This window comes from Pseudomonas sp. C2.3V, from assembly GCF_058536325.1.
Genome location: NZ_JBZUBN010000001.1, coordinates 1754894 through 1781833, shown reverse-complemented (window position 1 = coordinate 1781833; position 26940 = coordinate 1754894). Strand labels below are relative to the sequence as shown.

Here is a 26940-nt window from a genome sequence, read left to right as displayed (position 1 = left end):
GCGCTTGACCTGGCTAGGGATTCACACAAATGAATTTCACGCTACGCCCTGCTGTTCACGAGGACCTCAACGCACTGGTTGAGCTGGAGAAACGGTGCTTTGAATACGACCGCCTTTCGCGGCGCAATTTCCAATGGATGCTGACTCGAGCCAATGCCTCTCTCACGCTGGTGGAAGAGGCTAGAAATATCCTGGGGTACGCCTTGGTTCTGTTTCACCAAAATACCTCCCTGGCGCGGCTGTATTCCATTGCCATCGACCCGGCAGCTCGAGGGCACAAGCTTGGGCAGCGCCTACTCGAGGCTGCGGAAGCCTGTGCCATTGAGCGGGACTGTGCGTACATGCGTCTGGAGGTGCGCCCGGACAATACTGCAGCCATTGCCCTGTATGAACGCAATGGCTATCTCCCCTTTGCAACCGTCGATGACTATTACGAAGATCACAGTCAGGCACTGCGCTTCGAGAAACGTATCCGTCAGCCCGGTGAAGGCCGGCTACGCAAGGTACCCTTCTATAGACAGACCACGGATTTCACCTGCGGCCCGGCCTCGCTTCTGATGGCCATGGGCGCGCTGGAGCCTGGACGCCCGCTGGAGCGTTGGGAAGAGTTACGTCTCTGGCGTGAGGCTACCACCATTTACATGACCGCCGGCCACGGTGGCTGCGGGCCACACGGCTTGGCCCTGGCCGCCCGACGCCGCGGCTTTCGTGTGAAGTTACAGGTTAACACCCGCGGCCCTCTTTTCCTGGAAGGCGTACGCAGCGAAGAAAAACGTGACGTGATGCGGCTGGTGCATGAGGACTTCAGCCGGGAACTCAAACAGACTGATATTGAACGCCTGATTCGAACAAAGCTGGATATCCCGCAAATCATTGCCGACGGTGGTCTGCCATTGGTGTTGATCAGCAGCTTTCGCCTTATCCAGACCAAAGGCCCTCACTGGATCGCTGTAACCGGTTGCGACGAAGACTTCATTTACTTCCACGACCCAGACGTAGACCATAGCCAGCATCGTCGGGAGCTGGACTGCCAACACATTCCGGTCAGTCATGCCGAGTTCGACAAACTCAGCCGCTTCGGCAAGAGCAAGCTGCGGGCTGCGGTGATCCTGTATCCTCCAGCCCCAGTGAAAAAGCCGGCAGCGTAAGGCAGTAGCGTACCGCTTCAGCGCCATAAGCCGGCTTCAATTTTAAGGTAGAAAAAGACGCTTGGTAACAACACTGACGCTGTTTCTAAAACGGAGCTCCTATGAGCACTTGGGTTCTTCTTGTGGTGACCCTTCTGAATACAACCAATCCTCATACCGATAAAGGCAGCTCGCCCATGGTCGCCATGCAGGAGTTCAATTCTCAGAAAACCTGCATGGATGCGCGGACCCAGCTGATAAAAATGAATCCCTCCATCAGTGCGTCCTGCGTTCTCAAGTAACCGGCCCCTCTGACATAGCATGGCAAGCTGCCCAAAAGCGGCTAGGACGCCTGTCAGACGAGTTCTGGCAAATGAGTCAGCACACTCGACACCCTTTTCGGGTAATTTCCACCGTTTTGTATGCTGCTGGCGGTACGCTGCCGGATACATGCTGCACGAAACGCTCTTCGCCAACTAGTATTACCCAGGTTGCACCGTCAAAGGTAAAAAGCGTCCCGGCCTATCGTATGGTCAGATGCTTGTCATCCAGCGAAGTTACCGCGTTGATCGGATGATCCGACGTCAGAAAGGCGCGCATGTCCGCCCCGCTGGGTTGTTGATAGATACGAAGCCCGAATTCCGGCAGGATCGCCAGCAAATGATCGAAAATATCGCTCTGGATATTTTCGTACTGCGCCCAGATCACCGTATTGGTAAAGCAGTACACCTCCAGGGGTAAACCGCTGGAGGTAGGATCGAGCTGGCGAACCAGTAGGGTCATGTCCTGCCGAAGGCCGGGATGGCTACGCAGGTAACGCTCTACATACACCCGAAATGTACCCAGGTTGGTAATACGACGCGTGTTGACAGGCTCCTGACCGCGCTCAGCCAGTTTATCATTCCACTCCTTCAGCTCCTTCTGCTTGTTGTCCAGGTAGTCCGCCAGCAAGCTGAAACGATGCAGATGTCGATACTCATCACCATCGATGAAATGCACGCTCTGCTGATCTAGGAAAAGGCTGCGCTTGATGCGGCGACCGCCGGATTCCTGCATACTGCGGTAGTTCTTGAACGCATCGGAGATAAAGCGTTTGGTGGGAATCGTGGTGATCGTCTTGTCGAAGTTCTGCACTTTGACCGTGTGCAAAGCGATATCGATGACATCCCCACTGGCGTTGAGCTGGGGCATCTCTATCCAGTCACCGATGCGCACGATGTCCCCGGATGAGATCTGTACGCTGGCCACCAGTGACAGGAGCGTATCCTGGAAGATCAATAGCAGCACAGCAGCCATCGCGCCCAGTCCGGACAGGAGAATCAATGGCGAGCGATCAATCAGCGTGGCGATGATCAGAATGGATGCCAGGCAGAATATGCCGATCTTGAGGACCTGGATGTACCCCTTGATCGGCCGGAATCGCGCATCGGGACGGCGCTGATAAACCGCATTGACAATATCGAGCAGATTACTGATCGCCAACACGATAGTAAGGATAATGAACGCGCTACACACGTTCCCAACTACTGTGACCAACGCCTCCGGCAGTCCGGGTACCGCGACGATACCCGTCGACAAGATCAGAGCCGGCACCACATTAGCCAGGCGCGCGATCATCGGGGTATTGGTGACCTCGCTTTTAAGACCCAGCGAAGCACTGCTTAATAGCCGGTAAACACCCTTCACAAGAATACGCTTCACAATCCAGTTACATAACCAGGCAGCCAGCAGCAGCAAGGTCAGGCAGAACAGCGTGTAGAGCTCGGGATAGTTCCTGAGCCAGTTTAACGAGGCATCTAAATAAGTAGTCATAATCTTTGCTTTTTAGAGTCGCACCATCCTGATCCGGACGGCGGGGAGGCGTTACGGTAGCAAAATGCAACCGGCTTCTGTATGACCGGCGACAAACCGGCGTTACCTGACCCAGCATGGCCGTATCGTTGAGCCGCTAAAGACATTTCAGGGGAAGCAGACTATGCTGCGGTGGCCTTTTCCGTATAACCACAACACCACGGACCCGGCCATGACTCGACCTTTGCGCAAACGCGATCCGTCGTATGAACTGATGGACGATCTTAGCGGCCATTCGGTGATCTACCGCGAGCACGGTTTCCCCTGCCCTCTGGTTCGCTGGCATTTTCACAAGGAATACGAGCTGCATCTGATCATAGCCAGCTCGGGCACAGCCTTCATTGGCGACTATATCGGCAGCTTTTATCCTTACAGCCTGTTCTTGACCGGTCCTAACCTGCCCCATAACTGGATCAGCCAAGTAGCGGAAGGTGAGGTCGTCGACAAGCGCGACATGCTGGTTAACTTTACCGATGAGACGCTTGAAAACGCGGCGACAGTTTTTCCTGAACTCAATGCACTGAACCCGCTGCTTGAGCGCGCCCGTTTCGGCATTCAGTTCCACTGTTCGCGCACCATCAACGAATCGGCAGATCTTCTGCAGCGTATTGCCGAGACGCGGGGTGCCAGCCGTCTGGGTCACTTTTTCGTATTGATGGAACTGCTGGCGACCTGTGAGGATTATCACCTGCTGAGCGGCGCGCCGATTCGTTCGGAAGACGACGAACATACGCTGGACCGTACCAACAAGGCGCTTAACTTCATCTTCGAACGCTACACCAGTGAGCTTATGCTTGAAGAAGCAGCAGAGCACCTGGGCATGACGCCTACCTATTTTTCCCGCTTCTTTCGCAAGGCTACCGGCCGGTGCTTTATTGAATTCGTGAACAGCCTGCGTATCAGCAAATCCTGCGAGCTGTTATCGCAAAGCGAAAAGGCCGTGACAGACGTCTGTTTCGAGTCAGGCTTCAATAACATTTCCAATTTCAATCGCCGCTTCCAACAAATGAAAGGCATGACGCCTACGCATTATCGGCGCCTCACGGTAAAACGCTTGACCGAGCAGAACGTATAAACCGGGTCCAGGCGGCTGCTCATTGCCTGCCAATACCTTGCAATTTCTGTCACGCAGGCTCAACACCAAAAACGCGCCAAGCCCTACTGCAGAGCGTTCTGTTGCTATTTCACACGCAAAGATCACTCGCTAACAAGTGCAAAAAAGTATCAGTCTGAGTGTGTTTTCGCATTTGTCTACCGCTTAACTTAAGAGGTGTAATCAATCGAACACGCTCCTCCTGTTTCGCAGTCTGGGGGTTAAAACAACAATAAGAGCTTCTGTCGCTACGGCGCAGAAGGGAGTGCGACATGAACATGCTATTGAAAGCGCTTTTCGCTACAGCCGGAATTTTTGCCGTCACCTATGCTCAGGCCGCCACGGTCACCATCGCTACCGTTAACAACAGCGATATGATTCGGATGCAACGGCTCTCCAAAACCTTTGAAGAGCAGCATCCGGATATCAAACTCAATTGGGTAGTCCTTGAAGAAAACGTACTTCGCCAACGCCTGACGACTGACATTGCCACGCAGGGCGGTCAATTCGATGTGCTGACCATTGGCATGTACGAAACCGGTCTCTGGGGCGCCAAAGGCTGGCTGGAACCCATGAAAGACCTGCCAGCCGACTATGATGTGAACGATCTGTTTCCTTCGGTACGGGAAGGTTTGTCCGTCAAGGGCACGCTGTATGCCTTGCCGTTCTATGCGGAAAGCTCAATTACCTACTACCGTAAGGACCTCTTCAAGGACGCCGGGCTGACCATGCCCGAGCAGCCAACCTGGGAACAGGTCGGTGAATTTGCCGCCAAACTTCACCATCCCGACAAGGATCAGTATGGCATTTGCCTGCGTGGCAAAGCTGGCTGGGGTGAAAACATGGCGCTGATCGGCACCATGGCCAATGCGTTCGGTGCACGTTGGTTCGATGAAAAGTGGCAGCCGGAATTCACTGGCCCGGAATGGACCAAGGCCGCCAACTTTTATGTCGATACGATGAAGAAGTACGGCCCTCCCGGTGCGTCCAGCAACGGCTTCAACGAAAACCTGGCGCTGTTCAACAGCGGCAAGTGCGCCCTATGGGTGGATGCCAGCGTGGCCGGGTCTTTTACGACCGACAAATCGCAAAGCAAGGTGGCTGACCAGGTGGGCTTTGCCGCCTCCCCAACGCAGGTAACCGATAAAGGTTCGTCTTGGCTTTATGCTTGGTCCCTGGCGATTCCTTCCAGCTCCAAAAACAAGGAAGCTGCACAGTCCTTTGTAACATGGGCGACGTCCAAGCAATACGCCACCTTGGTAGCTGACAAGGAAGGTATTGCCAACGTCCCGCCAGGTACGCGCAAGTCTACATACAGCGAGGCCTATATGCAGGCCGCACCCTTCGCCAAGGTATCCCTGTCCATGCTGGAAAAGGCCGACCCGGCGCATCCCGCTGCCAAGCCTGTTCCTTATGTGGGTATTCAGTACGTAACCATTCCTGAGTTCCAGGCTATCGGCACCTCGGTGGGCAAGTTGTTCTCGGCGGCACTGACCGGACAGATGCCCGTGCAACAGGCGTTGCAGGCTGCCCAGCAGTCGACCTCTCGCGAAATGAAACGCGCGGGTTATCCCAAATAGCTTAACCGGTTCGGCGTGGCCGTAATGGCTACGCCGCTTCAGGACAAGCCTGGCCTGACAGCTTTCTGGATGGCCGCCCTGTAGACCTCTCGCTGCAACGGTTCGGAGCGACTGTCATGAGTACAACCACGTTGAAAAGCCCCGTCTCTACCCAGGCACGAGCTCGTGAGCACACCGTTCGCAAGCGCCGGACCAGCCCCGGCTGGTTTCTGGTCAGCCCGTCGGTCCTGCTGCTTCTGCTCTGGATGATCGTGCCACTGGGCATGACCATCTACTTTTCGCTAATTCGCTATAACCTGCTCTACCCCGGTGAGAATGACTTCGTCGGTCTGGAGAATTTCGAATACTTCATCACCGACACCGGCTTCATGCCGGGCATGACCAACACCCTGCTACTAGTGGGGAGTGTCTTGTTGATCAGTGTGGTCCTGGGCGTACTGATTTCAGCGCTTCTGGAAGCCACCGAGTTCTGGGGGCGTGGGATTGTACGGGTCTTTCTGATTTCCCCCTTCTTCATCATGCCTACCGTCAGCGCACTGATCTGGAAGAACCTCATCTTCCATCCGGTTTCAGGCATTCTCGCCGCCGTCTGGAAGTTTTTTGGCGCACAGCCAATCGACTGGCTGGCAAATTACCCATTGCTGTCGATCATCTTGATCGTGTCCTGGCAATGGCTGCCCTTCGCCATTCTTATCCTGATGACCGCCATGCAGTCGCTTGATCAGGAGCAGAAAGAAGCAGCACGGCTGGACGGCGCCGGCCCGCTTGCCATTTTTTGGCACCTCACCCTGCCCCATCTGGCGCGTCCCATTGCCGTCGTGGTGATGATCGAAACGATCTTTCTACTTTCGGTCTTCGCTGAGATCTTTACCACCACCAGTGGCGGCCCTGGCTTCGCGTCTACCAACCTTGCGTATCTGATCTATAACCAGGCACTTCTGCAATTCGATGTAGGCATGGCCTCGGCAGGCGGATTGATCGCTGTCGTGATCGCCAACATTGCCGCCATCATCCTGGTTCGGATGCTTGGCAAGAACCTGACCCAACAGTGAGGATGCGACCATGATGACGCTCAAGCAATCTCGTCGCCTGCACAGTGCCGTTCTCGGCACGCTGGCCTGGATCATTGCGCTGGTGCTGTTCTTTCCAATCTTCTGGATGATCCTCACCAGCTTCAAGACTGAAATCGATGCCTTTGCAACCCCTCCGCAGTTCATCTTTATGCCCACGCTGGAGAATTATCTGCACATTCAGGAGCGCAGCGATTACTTTCATTTTGCCTGGAACTCCGTCGCCATCTCCTTTGGCTCTACAGTGCTGGGCTTACTGCTGGCGGTTCCAGCGGCGTACTCCATGGCCTTCCATGAGACGCGCCTGACCAAGCAGACATTGCTCTGGATGCTTTCGACCAAGATGTTACCGGCCGTAGGCGTTCTCATGCCGATCTACCTGATGACTAAGAGCCTGGGCCTGCTCGATACCAAGCTTTCGCTGATCATCATCTACACGCTGATCAACCTGCCCATCATGGTCTGGATGGTCTACACCTACTTCAAGGATATTCCGAAGGACATCCTGGAAGCTGCTCGCCTGGATGGCGCCACCACCTTTCAGGAAATCGTCAGGGTTCTTCTGCCCATCAGCAAAGGGGGCCTGGCGTCGACGGTCCTGCTGTCGCTGATCCTGTGCTGGAACGAAGCGTTCTGGTCACTCAACCTCACCTCATCCAACGCCGCGCCACTGACTGCCCTGATCGCGTCCTATTCAAGTCCGGAAGGCTTGTTCTGGGCCAAGCTGTCTGCCGTCTCGACACTGGCCTGCGCACCTATCCTGATTTTCGGCTGGATCAGTCAGAAGCAACTCGTACGCGGCCTGTCCTTCGGCGCCGTCAAATAAGAACAAGAGGATTTTCCATGGCTACGTTAAATATTCGTAACCTGCGTAAAGGCTTTGACTCCATCGAGATCATCAAGGGTGTCGACCTGGATATCAACGACCGTGAATTCGTGGTGTTTGTCGGTCCTTCCGGTTGCGGCAAGTCCACGCTGCTGCGCCTGATTGCCGGCCTTGAAGATGTCACCAGCGGCACCATCGAGCTGGACGGCCGTGATATTACCGAAGTCAGCCCCGCCAAACGGGATCTGGCCATGGTGTTCCAGACCTACGCGCTTTATCCCCATATGACGGTGCGCAAGAACATGTCGTTCGCGCTGGATCTGGCGGGAATTGCCAAAAGCGAAATAGAGAAGAAAGTTGACGAGGCGGCACGTATCCTCGAATTAGGTCATTTGCTTGAACGCAAGCCCCGTCAGCTCTCCGGCGGCCAACGCCAGCGTGTCGCCATTGGCCGCGCCATCGTACGCAATCCAAAGGTCTTTCTCTTCGACGAGCCCCTGTCCAACCTAGACGCAGCCTTGCGTGTCCAGATGCGCCTGGAACTAGCCAGACTCCACCAGGAACTCAAGGCGACCATGATCTATGTCACCCACGATCAGGTCGAAGCCATGACACTGGCAACCAAAGTGGTAGTGCTCAACGGCGGCCGTATCGAACAGGTCGGCTCGCCGCTGGACCTCTACCATCACCCTGCCAATCTCTTCGTCGCAGGTTTTCTGGGCACACCCAAGATGGGCTTCCTGAAAGCCAAGGTCATCCATACCAGCGCTCAGGTGACGGAAATCGAGCTAGCCAGCGGACCTCGGCTGCGTCTGCCACGTGACGGCAGAGCATTGGCAGTCGGCCACGAAGTCACCCTAGGTATTCGTCCTGAGCATCTCGTCATAGACCCTCAAGGTCAGCTGCCCGTGGTCACGGACGTAACCGAGCGCCTGGGCAGCGATACGTACTGTCACATGACCACGCCGTCTGGCGAACCCCTCACCGTACGCGTACCGGGAGACTTTTCGGGTGCCTATGGCGAGCGGCTCAAGCTGGCCGTTGATGTGAGCCACTGTCATCTCTTCGATGAGCATGGGCAGGCCGTAAGCCGTGCCCTTCAACAAGCCGCCTGATCAACTGAATTCGCGTGGCTCAACAGGGCCACACTTGGAGACACCTGCATGAAACTCAATCGCCAGAATCTTGCACAGCTGACAGACCCGATCCGCACGCCAAGCTACGTACCATGTCAGACCCGGCATGGTATTGCTCACATCGGCGTTGGTGGCTTTCATCGAGCCCATCAGGCCATCTATACCGAAGCCCTTCTCAATCAGGGCGAGGCGCTGGACTGGTCCATCTGTGGGGTGGGATTGCGCAGTGAAGACCGCGCCATGCGCGACACTCTAGCCGAGCAGGACTATCTCTATACGCTTTTCGAGCTGGGCGACACGCCAGATCTTGAAGTCCGTGTTGTGGGGGCAATCAGCGAGATGCTGCTGGCAGAAGACAGTGCCCAGGCACTGATTAATAAACTGGCCCATCACCATATTCGCATCGTTTCGCTGACCATCACCGAGGGCGGCTACTGCATGGACGATAGCACCGGCGAGTTCAACGATGAACTTCCGCTGGTCCAGCATGACATCGCCCACCCGGAGGATCCTAAAACGGTTTTCGGATTTCTGCTGGCGGCCTTGTGCAAACGCCGTTGCGAAGGCATACCCCCTTTCACAATCATGTCCTGCGACAACATTCCTCATAATGGCGACGTCACCCGGCGAATGCTACTGTCCTTTACCAAACTGGTAGACAAGGAGCTGGCGGACTGGATCGCCAAAAACGTCTCCTTTCCTAACGCGATGGTCGACCGTATCACCCCTATGACCAGCACCGCGCACAAGCAAAAGCTAAAAGACAGCTACGGCATCGAAGATGCCTGGCCGGTTGCGTGTGAGCCCTTCATGCAATGGGTACTGGAAGACAAATTCGTCAATGGCCGACCGGCTTGGGAAAAGGTAGGTGTTCAGTTCACTGACGACGTTACGCCCTATGAGGAGATGAAAATCAAGCTGCTCAATGGCAGCCATCTTGCCCTTACCTACCTGGGTTTTCTCAAGGGATATCGTTTTGTTCACGAGACCATGAATGACCCACTATTCGTTCAGTACATTCGTGATTACATGAACAAGGATGTTACCCCGCAGCTCGCCCCTGTTCCCGGTATTGATCTGGAAGCCTACAAGGACAAGCTGATCGAGCGCTTTTCCAACCAGGCGATTGCCGATCAGCTGGAGCGCGTCTGCTCGGATGGATCGTCCAAGTTTCCCAAGTTCACCATTCCCACTATCAATCGTCTGATTGCCGACAAGCAGAACCTGGATCGCGCCTCCCTCGTCGTGGCCGCCTGGGCGCTTTATCTCAAAGGCGTAGACGAGCGCGGCGAAACCTACCGTATTCCTGATCCCCGCGCCGACTTCTGCCAATCCCTGGTCAGAAACGATCAGCGCCTAACCGAGCAGCTGCTGGGTGTTGAGGAAATCTTTGGAACCTCTATCCCAAAATCCGCCGCCTTTATTGCCTCCTTCGAACGTAACCTCGCCAGCCTGAAAACCTTAGGCGTAGAGAAAACTCTGGAAAATCTTCTGAAGTCAGACAGGTGATCCATAGGCTCTATAGACAACCGCGTCTGGAGCCTTTCAGAACGAACAACAGCGAGACTACACATGTTTCTTGGTATTGATTGCGGTACACAAGGCACCAAGGCCGTCATTCTCGACTCAGCTACGGGCCAGATCCTGGGGGAAGGCTCCGCAGCCCACGACATGATCAGCGGGCCCAACGGCCGTCGTGAGCAGTTGCCTGAACAGTGGATCCAGGCATTTGAAACGGCTACACAGCAAGCACTCGCTCATGCTGGCCTGCCAGGAAACGCTCTCCGGGGTATCGGAATATCAGGCCAACAACATGGGCTGGTATTACTTGACAATGAAGGCCAAGTGCTCCGCCCTGCCAAGCTGTGGTGCGACACCGAGTCAACACTAGAGAACGAGGAGCTGCTCGATTACCTAGGCGGGCCTGCCGGTTCGCTGGAGCGTCTTGGTATAGCCATTGCGCCGGGCTATACCGTATCCAAGCTTCGATGGACACAAAAACACTTTCCCGACCTTTTCGCCCGCATCGCTCATATTCTGCTTCCCCATGACTACCTGAATTACTGGCTCACAGGCCGTTGCTGTACCGAGTTTGGCGATGCGTCAGGGACAGGCTACTTCGATGTGCGGTCCCGGCAGTGGGATAACGACCTGCTTCTGCACCTTGATCCGACTGGACGCTTGATGAAGACTCTGCCTGAACTCATCGAGGCCCATCAGCCTGTCGGCACGCTGCTTCCACCGGTTGCCAAGCGGCTGGGTCTGAATGAGCACGCCATCGTGTCCAGTGGCGGTGGGGATAACATGATGGGAGCAATCGGTACCGGAAACAGTCAGGAAGGCCTTATTACCATGAGCCTGGGCACTTCCGGAACGGTATACGCCTACTCTGCTAGCCCCCGCGTCAGCCCGCATGCATCTGTCGCAACGTTTTGCTCTTCGACTGGCGGCTGGCTGCCGCTGATCTGCACCATGAACCTGACAAACGCAAGCGGCGCGCTGCGCGAGCTTTTAGACATCGACCTGCACACCTTCAACCGCCTTGTCGAACAGGCACCCATTGGGGCTGAGGGTATTACGGTTCTACCTTTCCTGAACGGCGAGCGCGTCCCTTCCCTGCCTACTGCTACGGCGAGCCTGCTGGGCCTGACCGCCTCCAACCTTACCCGTGCCAACCTGTGCCGTGCGATGATCGAAGGCGTAACCTTTGGCCTGCGCTATGGGCTGGACTTGCTGCGCGACACCGGCATGCACAGCCAGACTGTTCGCCTGATTGGCGGAGGAGCCAAAAGCCCTGTCTGGCGGCAGCTGGTGGCAGATATCATGGATACGCCGGTCATCAGCACCCTTCACACCGAAGCGGCGGCCCTTGGCGGTGCCATACAGGCAGCATGGTGCTGGTCTTCTCAGCATGACTCGGCAGACACCCTTGAATCGCTGAGCAAACGCTGCGTGCAGCTGGACGAAGCATCGCACGTCTCTCCTGATCCCGACCGCGCGCGTGCCTATGAAGCTGTCTACCAGCGTTATCGGCACCAGCTCCATGCCTTGCATGGCGAAGCACTCGGCATCCATTAGTCTTTAAAAGATGAACCTCCTACTGCCGAGCCCGTCCTATTAGATAGGCACGTCAAAAAACATGAGGATGTGGTATGCAAGTCCAAGTGAACACCAATCAGATCGAAGGCAGTGCCGAGCTGCAAGAATGGGTAGGTTCTGCTGTTGTCGATCGCCTGGAGCGTTTCGAAGATCTCTTGACCCGCGTTGAAATTCACTTGAGCGATGAGAATGCTCAAAAATCCGGAGCGGAAGATAAGCGTTGTCAGATCGAAGCCCGCCCCAAGGGGTACCGCTCGATCTCAGTGACTCATAAAGCCGAAGCGCTAGACCTTGCCGTAGATGGCGCTGCAGAAAAAATGCGACACGCCCTTGAACACCTCACCGGAAAACTTGATGCAAAGGTTACGTCTACCGGCCACATCGACGACCCGATTAATCTGGAAGATTCACAGGAATTTACCGACTCGCTTCTGCAGGACGACTTCCTGGCCAAGCAGGCAGCGTTAGGTAAGGAATAACGTATCTCCCACCTTGCCGCGGGAGAGAATTGTTTCCTCTCGCGGCTTTCTTATCGATAGTGTCCAGCCTGGCTATACTGCGACTTCATTTCAGTCAGTGTATTAGTTCATCATGGATACGCAGGTTCGAGTTGCTCTCATCGGTTATGGCTTTGTAGGGGAAATCTTTCATGCCCCTCTCATCGAAAGCATCGATGGCCTTCTTCTGACGCATATTGCCTCTCGCCAGCTCAATAAGATTCGCTCTCAACGCCCTCATATCAATGTCATCAGTGATTATCACGCTGCAGTAACGCATCCTGAGGTCGATCTGGTGGTCCTGGCCACGCCCAACGATACCCATGCAACACTGGCTGAAGCAGCCTTGCGAGCGGGTAAGCATGTCGTGGTGGACAAGCCCTTTACACTGACGCTTCGCGAAGCGCGCCAGCTGGCAGACATTGCTCAGGCAGAAAATAGATTTCTGTCCGTTTTTCAGAATCGCCGCTGGGACAGTGACTTCCTAGGCGCTCAGGAGCTGATAAACAGCAATCGTCTGGGTGAGATCGCCGTGTATGAATCGCGTATCGAACGCTTCCGGCCCAAGGTTAGGCAACGTTGGCGTGAAAGTGATGGACCGGGCAGCGGCCTGTGGTACGACCTGGGGCCGCATTTGGCGGATCAGGCACTCTGCCTGTTTGGTGTACCGCACCGTGTAACTGCCCAGCTTGTAAAGCAGCGGCAAGGCGCACTGGCGGATGACTGGTTTCACGTCGTACTCGACTATGGACGTACTCAGGCGATCCTGCAGGCCGGAATGTTGAGTGCTGGAGGATCGCCCCGCTTCATGATCCAGGGTACACAGGCCAGCTGGCTGAAGCGTGGCGCTGATCGTCAAGAGGACGCATTACGTCAGGGTATTTTGCCGGGCGGAGAACATTGGGGCCTGGATGAGGATGCCGGACAGCTGTTCCATGCCGATGGCACTCAAGAGCTTGTAGCGGTGCCCACAGGGGATCATCGCCGTTATTACCAAGGCGTGATCAGTGCGTTACGGGGTGAGGCAGAGAACCCGGTTACGCCAGCCCAGGCGTGCTCACTCATGGCTGTCATCGAGGCTGTCCAGCGTTCTGCAAAAGAAGGGATCAGCGTTGTGCCCGACTTTAGCGAAGCCGAGCGCAACGCTTGGCGCTGATCAGCGAGCCCGCGCCTCCAGGGTCTCGGCAATACGCGCCGGGACCGCTTCCAATGCCGCCTTAACCTTGCGGGTCATGCGACGCTCGATGAATTCAAAACTGAGCCATGACAACACGAGAATGATCGGCAAGCACAGCAGCAGGGTTTCATAGGGATTCAACCCCACCTGATGATGTAGCCAGTAGTCGCCCAGCCATAGGACAATAACGTGGATGAGATAGACCGAGTAAGACCAATCACCCAACGCCTTGAGAACCCGATTACCCGCAAACAGTGGCTCCATTGCGATGCAGCTGGCTACAAGCAAGGCGCTGGAAACACCCCAAGTCAGCAAACGCCAGTCATTACCGGCATCAAAATGCAGAATCGTGGCTATCGAAAATCCTGCAACCAGTGGCGCCACCTTCAGACTTTGCGGTATGAACCCCTTTCGGTACAGCACACCGATACCCATGCCCAACAAGAACTCATACATGATGGGATTATGGTAGAAATGGCTGATAAAAGGCTGCTCTGCTGACGCAACGCTGACCCCAACTACCAGAAGCGATACAACCCAGAGTCGCCAGCGTTCCGGCACTTTGAATGACAGTGCAAACAGCAGATAGAACAGCATTTCATAATTCAACGTCCATCCTACCGGCAGCGTGGGATACAAACCGAATCCTCCGGGATTCTGGCTCGGAATGAAAAACAGCGATAGCAATAGCTCCTTGCTTGCCACTCCATAAACAGGCATCACATCCGCCGCAAAATAAATGATGGCAGCGGTAATACCGGTATAAAGCCAATAGGCGGGCACTATTCGCGCGATCCTATTCACCATGAACCGGAACGTGGGCATGGCTCGACCTGCTGTCGAGATATAGATCACGAACCCACTGAGCACAAAAAAGATATCGACTCCCACTTGCCCTCGCGTTGAGAGCAGATGGCCGACCAGGGTGTCGGACCGGAAATCAAAGAAGACCTGCATGAAGTGATGAAACACTACGAGCCAGGCTGCCAGAGCCCTTAGCGCTTGAAGCGAAACCAACATTGAAAGCGTTTGCCTCCTTGAAGCCCATTGATGCGGATAGGACTGCTGCAGCATCAGCCGCTCTGACAGCACATTTTCGGTACTGATTAGGCAACGCTGACCTGTTCAGACAAACCTTAGAGGCTATATCCGCCCAGGGTCGACTCTCATCGACCCTCAGGGTTTCAAGTTTTGGCCCGCTTCATGACAGAAGTCACAAGCAAGCGCATCATTATGCTTTTGGCTTAGCCGAAATCCGCCACGCTCTGTGAATCTTGCTGTTCCGTGCAAAATCCGGATCAAGTGTCTCGTGCGTAATCTCTTCTACCTGGTAGCGTGCTGCGAGCGAAGCATCCAGCTCGAACTTTCGGAAGTTGTTCGAAAAATAAAGGAGGCCTCCCCGGGCAAGCCGAGCCATGGCCATATCGATCAGTGAAACGTGATCACGCTGAACATCGAACACGCCCTCCATACGCTTAGAGTTGGAGAAGGTTGGCGGATCGATAAAGATCAGATCGTACTCTCCCCGGTTCTCATCGAGCCACTCCATGACATTGGCTTGTTCCAGACGATGCTTGTCAGAGAAGCCATTGAGCGCCAGATTGCGACGTCCCCAGTCCAGATAGGTCCGTGACATGTCTACGCTGGTGGTGCTGCGGGCACCGCCAACTGCTGCATGTACAGTCGCCGTCGCGGTGTAACAGAACAGGTTCAGGAAACGCTTGCCAGCGGCCTCCTGCTGGATACGCAAGCGCAAGGGTCGATGATCCAGGAACAGGCCGGTGTCCAGATAGTCGGTCAGGTTGACCAGAAGCTTCACACCCCCTTCGATCACCTCCATAAAGTGACCCTGCGCAGCCTGACGCTCGTACTGCTTCTTACCGGTCTGGCGCTCGCGACGCTTCACGACCACCCGAGAAGGATCAATATTCAGTGCCTGCGGAATGGCTGCCAATGCGTCCAACAACCGCGACTGCGCCTTTTCCGGGTCGATAGTCTTCGGCGGTGCGTATTCCTGCACATGAACCCAGTCACGGTACAGATCGACGGCAACAGCGTACTCGGGCATGTCCGCGTCATACACGCGGTAACACTCGATCTCTTCCTTACGCGCCCATTTGGAAAGTTGCTTCAGGTTCTTTTGCAGGCGATTGGCAAACATCTGCCCGCCTTCGCTCAGCTTGGCAGGTTCCGATGCTACCTGCGCCTCATCACGGGGTTGTGACGATATGGAAGAACGTTCACCAGTCACAAATTGCCGTGGTTCGATCTCGAACATGAGCAGCTTGCAAGGCAGTGCACCATTCCAGAAGGCGTACTGCTTGTGGCTGCGGATACCCATGCGCTTGCCCAGCTCCGGTGCTCCCGTAAACACACCGGCACGCCAGTTCAAGCAACTCATGCGCAGACGCTCACCCAGGTTCTGATAGAGATACAGCAGGCTTGCCTCATCCCCCAGGCGCTCGCCATAGGGTGGGTTGCAGATGACTAGACCAGTCTGGTTCTTATCTGGTCGCGGTTCAAAATTCGCTACTTCTCCCTGATAAACCTTGATCCAGTCGCCCAGCCCTGCCCGTTCGATATTATTGCGGGCGGGTTGAATAAGCCGAGGGTCGGCTTCATACCCGCGAATCCATAGCGGTGGACGCGCAAGCCCGGCGACAGCTCGATCCTCGGCCTCGTCAATCAAGCGATTCCACACCGCCGGAATATGCCCCAACCAGTTCGAGAACCCCCAATGTTCCCGCTTCAGATTGGGCGCGATGTCCGCAGCCATCAGCCCCGCCTCTACAAGGAACGTCCCTACCCCGCACATCGGGTCAGCCAGCGCGCCGCCTTGCGCAGCCAGTTGCGGCCAGCCCGCACGAATCAGAATGGCTGCCGCCAGGTTTTCCTTGAGCGGTGCAGCACCCTGCTGCAGACGGTAACCTCGCTGGTGCAGGCTGTGTCCGGACAAATCCAGCGAGACCGTCGCTTCGCCTCGATCCAAATGAACGTGAATGCGAACGTCCGGCCGCACCTTGTCAATCGACGGACGCTGCCCCGATACCCTGCGCAGCCCATCGACAATCGCATCCTTGACCTTGAGCGCACCGAAATGCGTGTTATCAATCCCCGAACCCTTTCCGGAAAATTCAACGGCCAATGTCCCGTTGGGCTCAAGGTGTTCGCTCCAATCAATAGCCGCCACCCCGTCGTAAAGGGTATCGGCATTGGTCACTGCAAAGCGCGACAGTACCAACAGCACCCGGTTTGCCAAACGTGACCAGAGGCAAAGCCGATAGGCTGTCTCCAGCGTGCCCTGCCCACGTATGGCAGAGACCTGAGCGCGTGCCTGCTCCAGACCAAGCGCTTGTGCCTCGTCCAGTAGCAGCCCGTCCAGCCCTTTTGGGCACGTCAGAAACAATTCGTATTGATTGGTCATGAATCGTCATTACTCATTGATGGCAGGTTTACTGACCGGCCAGAAAACTGAAAACCATAAAAAGCCCTATTACATAAGGCTTTGACTGTTAGGACCGGCCTTGTAAAGGTCTTTCTTAGCCGGTCGTTATGGTTAGATTTGATAAAAACACTATGGTTATGCCAAAACGATCATTCACATAGCTGTAACCATTGGTTAGAACTTAACCAATCCCGATTCGCAATGAGCGGGATGAGAAGCGTCACGCCGGCAACGCTTCCACGAGGCCCAAGGGCCATTGGAAAAACAGTCAACAAACGAGGGCAACACCCTATGAGAAGACTTAAGCGTGATCCGATGGAACGAGCTTTTCAACGTGGTTATCAGCACGGCGTTAGCGGAAAATCCCGCGATCTTTGCCCCTTTAACCATCAAAAAATCCGCCAGGCCTGGATGAACGGTTGGCGCGAAGGCCGCGGCGACCACTGGGATGGCTTCATCGGCACAGCAGGTATTCATCGCTTAAATCAACTCAACGTAGCAGGCTGATACAACCTAATTCGTTTTGGACGGGTGACTTAACGCCCTCAAACAGATCGCACTGGTGAACACCAGATACGCCTCCAACGAGGCACAGGGCTCCTTAAGGAGCCCTTTTGATTGTCGAAGCGATAGCATCTACCGACTCGCGAATGAGTGCCGGTCCCTTGTAAATGAAGCCGGTATAGATTTGAACCAGGCTCGCACCCGCCGCTATCTTCTGCTCTGCGTGGATACCCTCGGTAATGCCGCCTGCCGCAATAATGGGCAGTTTGCCCTTTAGCTCCGACGCCAGCACACGTACCGTATGCGTACTCTTATCACGCACCGGCGCACCGGAAAGACCGCCCGCCTCGGCAGCATAGGGAAAATTCTCCACGCCGTCCCGGCTCAGAGTCGTGTTCGTCGCGATGATCGCGTCCATGCCTGCCTGATGAATGGCATGGGCTACCAGTACAGTCTCTTCATCCGTCATGTCCGGCGCGATCTTGATGGCAATCGGCACTCGCTTGCCGTAACGCACCGCCAGATCCTCCTGACGAAGCCGAAGCGCTTCCAGAAGCGCTTTGAGCGAGTCACCAAATTGCAGGCTGCGCAGTCCGGGTGTATTGGGCGAGCTGACGTTGACGGTCACGTAGCTGGCATGCTCATAGACCTTGTCCAGGCATAGCAGATAATCGTCAGCGGCACGCTCGACAGGCGTATCGAAATTCTTGCCGATATTGATTCCAAGAATGCCTTTGTACCGGGAGGCCCGAACCCGCTGAATCAGATGGTCGACGCCCAGGTTGTTGAACCCCATGCGATTGATGATGGCCTCAGCTTGGGGAATACGGAACAGTCGTGGCCGAGGGTTACCCGGCTGTGGCCTTGGCGTTACCGTACCCACCTCGACAAAACCGAACCCCAGCTGTGAAAAACCATCGATGGCAGCACCGTTTTTATCCAGTCCAGCCGCCAGGCCTACAGGGTTGGCGAACTCCAGCCCCATGACCGTGACGGGGAACGAAGGCTGGCGATTAAACAGGCCATTGAGACCCAGCCTGCCACCAGCACCAATCAGATCAAGGGTCAGATCGTGGGACGTTTCTGGAGAAAGCTTGAACAGTAGGTTACGAACCGTGGAGTACATGGGCAAGGGCTGTTCGAATGGAAGGACTCGTCATTATACAGTTCAACAAGTCACGAGTCTCGCCATGCCAGCAGCGGGAATAAACCGCACAGCTCTTTTGTAATTGCAAAGCAGTTATCAGTAACGAACTGAACAAGTTATAAAATGTCAGAATAAAAAGAGTATTTTTCAAAACCCGCTCGTATTTGGCTGGTGCCTTTCAACGTGTGCTCTACTTCCCCGGGTTATTCCAACCGTTCGGAAGAAAATCGCGCAGACTTTCCTATGCATGCCATAGTGAATTGTTAGTGCAATCAGTGAATCTTTATCAGTCGGCAGGGTCCGATGGCCCGCCGTTTATCAACGGGTCTTTGAATACGAATGGAGCGCCAGTGAATTGTCCCACGGAGGGAAAATGAGCCCGCGGAATGCGCTAAGCCTCAGTGCTCGGTTCATGGCGCTTACCCAGCGCTTGAGACTTGGCCAGTCGGCCAGTCGAGTGCTGCATCGCGCCAGCCGTCTGGATCTTGATTTTCAGCCACTTCCGGAGGATGTCGAAAGCATCTGGTGGGATGAAGGGCTTCCCCTGTATCAATTGATTTCCCTGTCACGTGGAGCACTTTCAGGTCCGGTTCAGGAAGACAAGGCGCCTGCCTATGAGCTTCTCAGCCAGCTCATCAAGACGCGACAGATCAACTACTCCAGCTTCGACCTGCGCTGGATCAACGGCGTCTATACACGCCACCCCGCCGTCAGCACGGTCTCGGCGAGCAGCTTTGAAGAGCTGGCCGCTACACCCTACTGTCGCCGCCATGTACGCATTATCAGTTATCGCGACTTTGAGTCCACACTGGGCCAGGCCCTGGCAGGAAACCGCTTTTCACTGCAGCTTCGTGAAGCGAGCTGGCGCGGCTCACGGCTGTTCTGGTATGGCGATGAGCAGCAGGTTTGCGCTTTTGCAGGCGCAGTAGCTTATGCACGCCTGAGAGGCCTTGAATATCTACTGCCCGCAGAATTGACGACCTATCAGCTCGATCCGGCTGCGGTAGAGACACTCGGTGAAGCCTTCCATGTACTTGCCGTACCTTCGGAGTGCTGGAACGAGCGAGGGTTTGTAAAACTACTGATTGATAACGCCATTCCCTATGCCCGACTTACTCTTCCCGGACACCCGGAGCAGCTGGAATGGCTTCTGCTGCCCCGTCAGTCACCGTTAAGCGATGCGCTAGGTCAGGGACTCAAATTGGCAGGCGCTCCCGATCTGTTGGTTCGCCTACGCCAGATTGGAGCGATTCCTGATGAAAGGGCACCCACAGCGCCGTTACCGCCTGAAGAATCAGGCGGTGCTTGAGGCGACCGGTTGAAAGCGTTGCCCTGCCTGTAAAAACAAGCCAAAGGCTTGAGATTGACCGCTGAAGAGATCGTCTTCTTTCCAATGTACCGCCCGATGCTCCAGCTCTGCCAGAAAAGCAGGCCATCCGGCCGGCCCGGAGTCAGGAACATGACTCAGATAATGAGTTGCAGCCCGAATCAATGGCTCATCACTACCAGCCACATAGCGGGCAATCATCTTGCCGCCGAGCCGTGATCCTTCAAGCACATAGGCATATCCCCAAAGGGTGGCCTCATTACTGCAGGCCTGCAAAGGCTTATATTCAGGTACAGACACACCCAGCATGGCCAAATCTTCGGCCAACGCAAACCGACGCCGACGCTGCTTCCAGTCAGGCATCATCGCTTCGATGCCGGAGGACTCAAGCATCTCCTCCATGGGAAACAAGGCCCATGCATGGGCAACCAGAAACGTCTGGTAGCCATCCAGATCCGTTAGTCGATAGGACGAAAACAAGGCGTCCACCTGCTGGTGCAATTCGCCACCGGCCTGTCGTAAACGCTCACGAATAGAGGACGTACTCATGTCTGCTGTATTACTTTCAAGGGATTGGAGCCTTTCAGGGCTGAATGAACCTTGTTCGCCAGGTCATTTTCTCGAAAGGGCTTGGGTACGATGAAATATTCCTGCTCGTCCAGCTCGCCGAGTTCGGCGTATCCGGTAATGAAGACTACCGGAAGATCGGGCTGGCGTTGGCGCAACGTTCGGGCAAGCTCGGCGCCGTTCATGCCCGGCATGGCAAAGTCAGCCAGCAACAGATCAATCTTGGCCGTACGCTCTATCACCGCCAATGCAGCAAAACCGTTTTGCGCCTCGATGACGCTATATCCCAGCTCCTGAAGCAGCGTTGAGGTAACCTCCCGAACGGCACTGTCATCATCAACCAGCAGGATCGTACGTCTGGGTCCATCCATGCGACTTTCGGAGGCTGCCTGGGTATCCGACGCCGCATCATCCAACTCCACCTCGGCGCGAGGTAGAAATACTTTGACTTCGGTGCCTACACCCAATTCGGTTTCGATGCGCACTCCACCACCGGATTGCTTGGCAAAACCAAACACCTGAGCAAGCCCCAGGCCAGACCCCTTGCCTACTTCCTTGGTAGTAAAGAACGGTTCGAATGCCTTGGCCAGCACCTCATCTGTCATACCCGTGCCAGAATCCCGCACGGACATCATGACGTAATCGCCCGGCTCTGGCTCTTCAGGCCGCGAAGGTGCAGCGGTAATCGTCTGGTTGGCCGTGGTCAGACGCAGCGACCCGCCTACGCTCATGGCATCCCGAGCATTAATTGCCAGATTCAGGATGATCAACTCGATCTGGGTCGGATCGACCAAGGCATGCCAAAGCCCCGGCTCCAGGGAGGTCTCAATCCACACGCTGCCGCCCATGGTGCTTTGCAGCAAGGCCAGCATGCTGTTGACCGTCTCGTTTAGCTCAACAGGCTTTGGCGCAAGACGCTGGCGTCGTGAAAACGCCAATAACTGGCCAATCAGCTTGGCGCCTCGCTCTCCCGCCTCGCGAACGTTCTGCAGACGCGAAGGCAACTTTTCTAAAGTGCCCTTTTCCAGATCGCGCCCCATGAACGCCGCACTGCTGAGAATGACAGTCAATAGATTGTTGAAGTCATGCGCAACACCGGCCGTAAGCTGACCCACGGCTTCCAAGCGCTGCATTTGCTGCAGCGTCGCCTCTACGCGCTCCCGCTCATTGATCTGCTCACGCAGCTGCCGGTTGGCTGTCGCCAGCTCTTCCATGGCATCCACTTCAGCGGTGATGTCGCGCCCCGAGCCATACAACTTTCCATCTTCGGGCACAGCCGTCCAGGAAATCCAGCGATAGCTGCCGTCTCGATGCTGAATACGATTAACGAACCGGTTGGTTATCCGGCCGTTACTGACACTGTTCAGCTCAGCCTGGGTAATGCTGCGATCATCACAATGCACCAGCTCAATGAACGGCTTGTCGATCAAGGCCTGGCGATCCCATCCTAGGGTCTCAGCCCAGGCCGGATTCAATGCCAACAGACGACCTTGTGATCCGGTTACGATCAACAGGTCTCGTGACAGATCCCAGGTACGGTCGCGCTCGCGTGTACGTTCCTGTACACGTTCGCCCAGCAAGGTATTGAGTTGCTCCAGCGCTTCGGTGGCCCGCTTCTGCTGGGTGATATCCATCATTACCCCGAGCAGGCGAGTGCAGATGCCATCCTCGAAGAATGCCTTGCCTCTCGCCTCGATCCAGCGCTGTTCTCCAGCAGGAAGAGAAATCCGGTATTCCGCGTGATATTCCTGGTCATTGCTATGCTCGGTAGCACGGCGGACCGCATCAAACATTTTCTGGACTTCGTCCGGATGCCCCAGTCGAGCAAACAACTCCAAATCGACCTGTGCGTCCGAAGGCAAGTCGAACATAGCCTTGCAGCGCTCGTCCCACAGCAGGCAGTTGGTCTCGGGTTGAAGCTCCCACATGCCCAGGCGCGCCGCATCGATTGCCAGCCGGGAGCGCACTTCAAGCGTTTGCAGAGCCTCTTCGGCCTTGCGTCGCTCCCGTCGTTCATGCACAACAGTCAGTGCACGCTCTACAGAAGTAGAAAGCAGCTCCAGACTCTGTTTGAGCACGTAGTCATTCGCGCCCAGGCGCATCATCTCAACGGCATGTGCCTCACCAAAAATGCCGGAAACAAAGATGAACGGCGTATCGGGAGCCGCTACGCGCGCCACTTTGAGCGCCTCGGCTCCAGAGAAGCCAGGCAGGATGATATCCGACAGAATAAGATCGAACGGCTGGCCGCACAGTGCTGCGTCAAGCCCCGCTCGGTCATACACAACCGTCGGCTCAAGACTAAAGCCGTTGCGCTCCAGTTCGATAAGGATCAGCTCGACGTCGAGCTTGCTATCCTCGACCAACAATATCTTGATGCGTTTCGGTAAGGACATATTGCTTCGCCGAGCAGGTTCCACGAGCATGGAACGTGAAATCAGGCCGTTCGGATCATCTGCAGTATAGGATTTGATAAGGACCTCACTATGAGCCGGGGCGACGGGTTAGACGGAACGAACCGGGTGGCGGCTCGTTGAGCACAGCCCAGAAGATGCCTAGGTCGCTGATGGCCGCTACGAAATCACGAAACTCAACAGGTTTTACCACATAAGCATTGACACCGAGCTGATAGGCCCGCTCCAGATCAGGCTCCTCGCGAGAAGAGGTCAGCATTACAACCGGTATGCTGCGCAATGACGGGGTATCACGCACTTCTTTGAGCACCTCAAGGCCATCGACCTTGGGTAACTTCAAGTCCAGCAGCATTACCGCCGGATTTCCCTCAAGTCGCTCAGCATGAGCGCCCCGCCGCATGAGATAGTCCAGCGCCTCGGCACCGTCGCGCAGAACAATGACCTCGTTGGCCAACTGGCTCCGTTCAAGCGCAACCAGCGTCAGCTCGAGATCGTGCGGATTATCCTCGATCAGAAGAATCGGCTTAAGCATAGAAGGAGTCTCAACGTTTCTGTGTGGAAAGGGGGCGCTGTTTCGGTAAAGCAAAATAGAACGTGGCACCTGTGCCCGGCTCGCCCTCAGCCCAGACCCTGCCATCATGGCGTTCTATGATACGGCGGACAGTGGCAAGGCCGATACCGATGCCTTCGAACTCGTCCATATGGTGCAGTCGCTGGAAGACGCCGAACAGCTTGCCCACGTAATCCATGTTGAATCCGACCCCGTTATCCCTGACATGGAAAATGTCTTCCTTGTCGGTTGATTCTGAGCCGATCTCGATAACCGCCTGCTCGCGGTTGCGGGTGTACTTGATCGCGTTGGAAATCAGGTTGCGGAGCGCCAGATGAATAAAAGCCGCATCTGCAATGACCATCGGCAATGGCTCGACCTTCCACTCGATGTTGCGCCCGGCAAAGTCAGGCGCCATCTCCTGACGAATCGCTTCGATCAAGGCTGCGACATTGACATCGGAATAGCGGATCGCAGCCCTTCCCATCTGGGAAAAGCTCAGCAGGTTGTCAACCAGGGTTCCGGCAAACCGTGCTGAAACGCCGATATTCTCAAGGAAGCGTGCGCCGCGATCAGAGAGCTTGTCGCCCTCGAAGTCATTGAGTAATTCTGCATAACCGGCAATGTGCCGAAGAGGCGCACGCAGGTCATGTGAGACGCTGTAGGAAAAGGCTTCAAGTTCCTTATTGGTTCGCTTGAGCTCTTCTGCCAGCTCGGCCAACTCTTCAGCCTTGCGCAAGACGATACCGCGAACGGCATTACGCAGCTCGATGCTACCCTCGACCTCCAGCGGGTCCCACGGCAATGAGAAGCCTCGGACGGTTTCCTGCCACGTGCTAAAGCTCAGGCGGGGATTGAGCATTCCGTCGTCCTGCACCGCCTTATGCGGCGGCCCGGCCCAGTTGACGACCTGAACCTGCTCAGGCCTGAACCAGATCAGGTAATGGGAATGAAGCTCGGAAATCGGCACCGCCAGCAGACCGGCAACATAGCCGCCCAATTCCAGCTCGGGAATATCGCGTGTCACATTGTTGGTATGGAAATCATCTTCAACATGTGTCGAGAGCCACATCACCAACGACTCGACGACCGAACGCGGGGGCGTCTGGCCAATCAGGTCGCAGCGCTCAGCCGATACGATAGCACCACCCGACGCACTGGCGAACCGGAGAAAAATATCGGGTACTTCAGCGATGCCCTCGATAACACTGTCGCGGTCAGCCATCGCGGCCAGCAACTGCACGATCATCTGCCGAAGCGACAGGCGACGATCGGATAACTTGTGAGACTCACCAGCCTCGATCTGCAAGGACAGCATACGTCCCAGGAGTTCGCAGCCAGTGCGCTTCTGGAAGCTCACTGACTTTGGCTCGGCATCGTGGCAGGAAATCAGCCCCCAGAGCTCGTTATCCACCAGAATGGAAATGGACATCGAGGCCTGCGTACCCATGTTACGCATGTATTGGACATGCACTGGCGATACGCTGCGTAGCATTGCAAAGCTCAAGTCCAGTGGGCGCCCCGTTTCCGGGTTGAGGGAAGGCTCGATGATAGAGGGCTCGTAATGGGCGTCCTGAATGACACGAATCCGGTTTTCAAGATAAAGCCGACGCGCTTGAGCCGGGATATCCGACTCGGGGAAGACATGGCCAAGGTAACGGTCGTAACCCTCGTCTGCCTCTTCGGCAATCACCTGGCCATGGCCGTCGTGATCGAAGCGATATGCCAGTACTCGGCCAAACTGCGTAATGCGCTTGACCTCTCGTACCGCCAGCAGGCAAAGCGCCTCAATGGACTCGGCATGCTGCAGCTGCTCGACAAAGGTACGCACCAACGGGTACATCGTTGTGTAGGCCATTGCCGCCGTGCCGGCCGCTTCGAACTCGGCGATCAATACATCATCGAAACGATGCACGAACATGGCAAAACAGTAGCCGTTATCGCCAAGCCGCAAGGCCACGTCACCCAGATAGAAGGGATTGTGGTCCTCGATGACCAGCTCTTTCAGCCGCTCGGACAGATTCGTTTCTGGCAGAAAATCACTCAGGCACTTCCCTAGCAGATCGGCAGGGCTGGCATGCAGATAGTCTTGTACGTTTTGGCTAACCTGAGTAATCGTCAGGCTCGGCTCGCTCAGGGCCAGCAGAAACCCATGTGGCTGGATACTACCGGGAATGTGGATCGGTTCTTTCGCACATTCCGTCAGCGTGCTGGCTGGAAGCGAGGAACTGGGATTGTCGGCGACGGCCAAGCATCCTCTCCTGTCGTTACGTATGGATGATTTATCTATGCCTATTGTGCCTGCATAGGTACGTTATTGTACAAGTGTGATTGATCGGGATAGCGCTAAAGATCTGTGATCCGCTCACTAGAGCTTTCCTGCTGTACATGTCTTGTCAAACAGTGCTGGTGGACTGCGGAACTATTAGTTACCTAGGGTAAGTCGAAACGGCTGAATCATCCCAAGGAGCAAGTTATCCATGTTCGCGCGCCTCGCCCCTGCTTTGCTGCTAGCTACCCTGACACATTCGGCGTTGGCTGCCGATGCCGCCTATGGTCCACGTCTGGAAGGTTTCGAATACGCTTACCCGGTAAGTGAGTTTGAGTTCACATCCCAAAATCAACGCCTGCAAATGGCTTACATCGATGTGAAGCCTACCGCAACACCTAACGGGCGTACCGTGGTGTTGATGCATGGAAAGAACTTTTGTGCCGGAACCTGGGAAACGACCATAGCCCAACTGAGCGGGGCCGGTTATCGGGTCGTAGCGCCGGACCAGATTGGTTTCTGTAAATCCACCAAACCTGAACACTATCAATATACCTTTCAGCAGCTGGCGGTGAATACCCACGCGCTTCTTGAGCATCTGGGTGTAGACAAGGTCACAGTTTTAGGTCATTCCACCGGTGGCATGCTGGCTACCCGCTATGCCCTGCTCTACCCCAGCCAGGTCGAGCAGCTGGTCATGGTTAACCCCATTGGCCTTGAAGACTGGAAAACCAAAGGTGTGCCTTACCGTAGTATTGATCAATGGTACGAGCGGGAGCTCAAAACAAGCGCCGAAGGTATTCGCAAGTACGAACAGAACACCTATTACGCCGGCCAGTGGAAGCCTGAATACGATCGCTGGGTCGATATGCTGGCCGGGCTGTATCGTGGTGAAGGCAAGCAGGTCGTAGCCTGGAATTCGGCCCTGCTGTACGACATGATCTATACCCAGCCGGTGGTCTATGAATTTGATCAGCTGCGCATGCCAACGCTGCTCATGATAGGCACCAAGGACAATACCGCCATTGGCAAGGACGCAGCCACCCCAGAGGTGCAGAAGGCGCTGGGTGATTACACGACCCTAGGCAAGCAGACAGCCAAAACCATTCCCCATGCCACACTAATCGAATTTGATGACATGGGACATGCACCACAAATCCAGGATCCCGAGCGCTTTCACAAGGCGCTGCTCAAAGGATTGGCTGAAATTAAATAGCTCATAAAAAACCCCGCCGAGGCGGGGTTTTTTATCGATGGTGCG

22 protein-coding genes are annotated in these 26940 nt (G+C 55.5%); 14 read left to right on the top strand and 8 right to left on the bottom strand.

The genetic code is table 11. The features are described 5' to 3' along the window. Window positions 1-29: 29 nt before the first annotated feature. Both AC4LF3_RS08355 and AC4LF3_RS08350 read left to right on the top strand, forming a co-directional pair. Window positions 30-1148, top strand: a complete 1119-nt coding sequence (locus AC4LF3_RS08355; RefSeq protein ID WP_312270892.1) for a GNAT family N-acetyltransferase/peptidase C39 family protein — start codon at window positions 30-32, stop codon at window positions 1146-1148. A 101-nt stretch (window positions 1149-1249) separates the two neighbouring features. Then, a complete protein-coding gene (locus tag AC4LF3_RS08350; RefSeq protein WP_010797995.1) occupies window positions 1250-1429 on the top strand; it encodes a hypothetical protein in 180 nt (59 codons plus the stop codon). 220 nt (window positions 1430-1649) lie between these two features. Here the strand turns inward: AC4LF3_RS08350 and AC4LF3_RS08345 are convergent, their stop codons facing one another. Continuing rightward, window positions 1650-2939 (bottom strand): mechanosensitive ion channel family protein, encoded by a 1290-nt coding sequence (locus AC4LF3_RS08345; RefSeq protein WP_491835081.1) that lies wholly within the window; start codon window positions 2937-2939, stop codon window positions 1650-1652. Window positions 2940-3150: 211 nt separating this feature from the next. Between AC4LF3_RS08345 and AC4LF3_RS08340 the strand changes: the two genes are divergently transcribed. The 9 genes from AC4LF3_RS08340 (at window position 3151) to AC4LF3_RS08300 (ending at window position 13435) form a co-directional block, all read left to right on the top strand. Beyond that, window positions 3151-4053 carry an AraC family transcriptional regulator gene (locus tag AC4LF3_RS08340; protein ID WP_491835080.1) on the top strand — a complete coding sequence of 301 codons (903 nt, stop codon included), beginning with the start codon at window positions 3151-3153 and terminating at the stop codon, window positions 4051-4053. A gap of 290 nt (window positions 4054-4343) precedes the next feature. Beyond that, window positions 4344-5651 carry an ABC transporter substrate-binding protein gene (locus tag AC4LF3_RS08335; RefSeq protein ID WP_491835079.1) on the top strand — a complete coding sequence of 436 codons (1308 nt, stop codon included), beginning with the start codon at window positions 4344-4346 and terminating at the stop codon, window positions 5649-5651. A gap of 116 nt (window positions 5652-5767) precedes the next feature. Then, entirely contained in the window at window positions 5768-6703 is a 936-nt protein-coding gene (locus AC4LF3_RS08330) for a carbohydrate ABC transporter permease (protein ID WP_434153575.1), read from the top strand. 10 nt (window positions 6704-6713) lie between these two features. After that, window positions 6714-7547 carry a carbohydrate ABC transporter permease gene (locus AC4LF3_RS08325; RefSeq protein ID WP_491835078.1) on the top strand — a complete coding sequence of 278 codons (834 nt, stop codon included), beginning with the start codon at window positions 6714-6716 and terminating at the stop codon, window positions 7545-7547. A 17-nt stretch (window positions 7548-7564) separates the two neighbouring features. Beyond that, window positions 7565-8662, top strand: coding sequence for an ABC transporter ATP-binding protein (locus AC4LF3_RS08320; RefSeq protein WP_404627639.1), 1098 nt, complete (start codon window positions 7565-7567; stop codon window positions 8660-8662). A gap of 48 nt (window positions 8663-8710) precedes the next feature. Continuing rightward, window positions 8711-10192, top strand: coding sequence for a mannitol dehydrogenase family protein (locus AC4LF3_RS08315; protein ID WP_239380554.1), 1482 nt, complete (start codon window positions 8711-8713; stop codon window positions 10190-10192). A gap of 63 nt (window positions 10193-10255) precedes the next feature. After that, window positions 10256-11761, top strand: a complete 1506-nt coding sequence (gene xylB, locus AC4LF3_RS08310) for a xylulokinase (protein WP_491835077.1) — start codon at window positions 10256-10258, stop codon at window positions 11759-11761. A gap of 74 nt (window positions 11762-11835) precedes the next feature. After that, window positions 11836-12261, top strand: a complete 426-nt coding sequence (locus AC4LF3_RS08305) for an HPF/RaiA family ribosome-associated protein (protein ID WP_010797985.1) — start codon at window positions 11836-11838, stop codon at window positions 12259-12261. Between the two features lie 112 nt (window positions 12262-12373). Beyond that, window positions 12374-13435, top strand: coding sequence for an oxidoreductase (locus AC4LF3_RS08300; RefSeq protein WP_491835076.1), 1062 nt, complete (start codon window positions 12374-12376; stop codon window positions 13433-13435). On the opposite strand, the gene AC4LF3_RS08295 is transcribed toward AC4LF3_RS08300, so the two are convergent. Both AC4LF3_RS08295 and rlmKL read right to left on the bottom strand, forming a co-directional pair. Beyond that, window positions 13436-14476 carry an acyltransferase family protein gene (locus AC4LF3_RS08295; RefSeq protein WP_491835075.1) on the bottom strand — a complete coding sequence of 347 codons (1041 nt, stop codon included), beginning with the start codon at window positions 14474-14476 and terminating at the stop codon, window positions 13436-13438. Between the two features lie 211 nt (window positions 14477-14687). Then, window positions 14688-16880 (bottom strand): bifunctional 23S rRNA (guanine(2069)-N(7))-methyltransferase RlmK/23S rRNA (guanine(2445)-N(2))-methyltransferase RlmL, encoded by a 2193-nt coding sequence (gene rlmKL, locus AC4LF3_RS08290; protein WP_312270899.1) that lies wholly within the window; start codon window positions 16878-16880, stop codon window positions 14688-14690. A gap of 312 nt (window positions 16881-17192) precedes the next feature. On the opposite strand from rlmKL, the gene rmf reads away from it, so the two are divergent. Further along, window positions 17193-17408 (top strand): ribosome modulation factor, encoded by a 216-nt coding sequence (gene rmf / locus AC4LF3_RS08285; protein WP_010797981.1) that lies wholly within the window; start codon window positions 17193-17195, stop codon window positions 17406-17408. 94 nt (window positions 17409-17502) lie between these two features. Here the strand turns inward: rmf and AC4LF3_RS08280 are convergent, their stop codons facing one another. Further along, window positions 17503-18531, bottom strand: a complete 1029-nt coding sequence (locus AC4LF3_RS08280; protein ID WP_491836263.1) for a quinone-dependent dihydroorotate dehydrogenase — start codon at window positions 18529-18531, stop codon at window positions 17503-17505. A 394-nt stretch (window positions 18532-18925) separates the two neighbouring features. Here AC4LF3_RS08280 and AC4LF3_RS08275 point away from each other — a divergent pair, with 394 nt between their 5' ends. Then, on the top strand, window positions 18926-19861 hold the full coding sequence (locus AC4LF3_RS08275; protein ID WP_491835074.1) for a DUF6685 family protein: 936 nt from the start codon (window positions 18926-18928) through the stop codon (window positions 19859-19861). Here the strand turns inward: AC4LF3_RS08275 and AC4LF3_RS08270 are convergent. The 4 genes from AC4LF3_RS08270 to AC4LF3_RS08255 form a co-directional block, all read right to left on the bottom strand. Continuing rightward, window positions 19847-20428: a biliverdin-producing heme oxygenase gene (locus AC4LF3_RS08270; RefSeq protein ID WP_010797978.1), complete on the bottom strand. Its 582-nt coding sequence runs from the start codon at window positions 20426-20428 to the stop codon at window positions 19847-19849. The two genes, AC4LF3_RS08275 and AC4LF3_RS08270, sit on opposite strands and share 15 nt — an antisense overlap. Next, window positions 20425-22842 (bottom strand): response regulator, encoded by a 2418-nt coding sequence (locus AC4LF3_RS08265; protein WP_491835073.1) that lies wholly within the window; start codon window positions 22840-22842, stop codon window positions 20425-20427. The genes AC4LF3_RS08270 and AC4LF3_RS08265 overlap by 4 nt, the downstream gene beginning before the upstream one ends. An 88-nt stretch (window positions 22843-22930) precedes the next feature. Next, window positions 22931-23392 carry a response regulator gene (locus AC4LF3_RS08260; protein ID WP_073449641.1) on the bottom strand — a complete coding sequence of 154 codons (462 nt, stop codon included), beginning with the start codon at window positions 23390-23392 and terminating at the stop codon, window positions 22931-22933. A gap of 10 nt (window positions 23393-23402) precedes the next feature. Then, complete coding sequence (locus AC4LF3_RS08255; protein WP_404627645.1) at window positions 23403-25661, bottom strand: ATP-binding protein; 2259 nt, start codon at window positions 25659-25661, stop codon at window positions 23403-23405. Between the two features lie 229 nt (window positions 25662-25890). Here AC4LF3_RS08255 and AC4LF3_RS08250 point away from each other — a divergent pair, with 229 nt between their 5' ends. Then, window positions 25891-26895 (top strand): alpha/beta fold hydrolase, encoded by a 1005-nt coding sequence (locus tag AC4LF3_RS08250; RefSeq protein WP_491835072.1) that lies wholly within the window; start codon window positions 25891-25893, stop codon window positions 26893-26895. Window positions 26896-26940 lie beyond the last annotated feature (45 nt).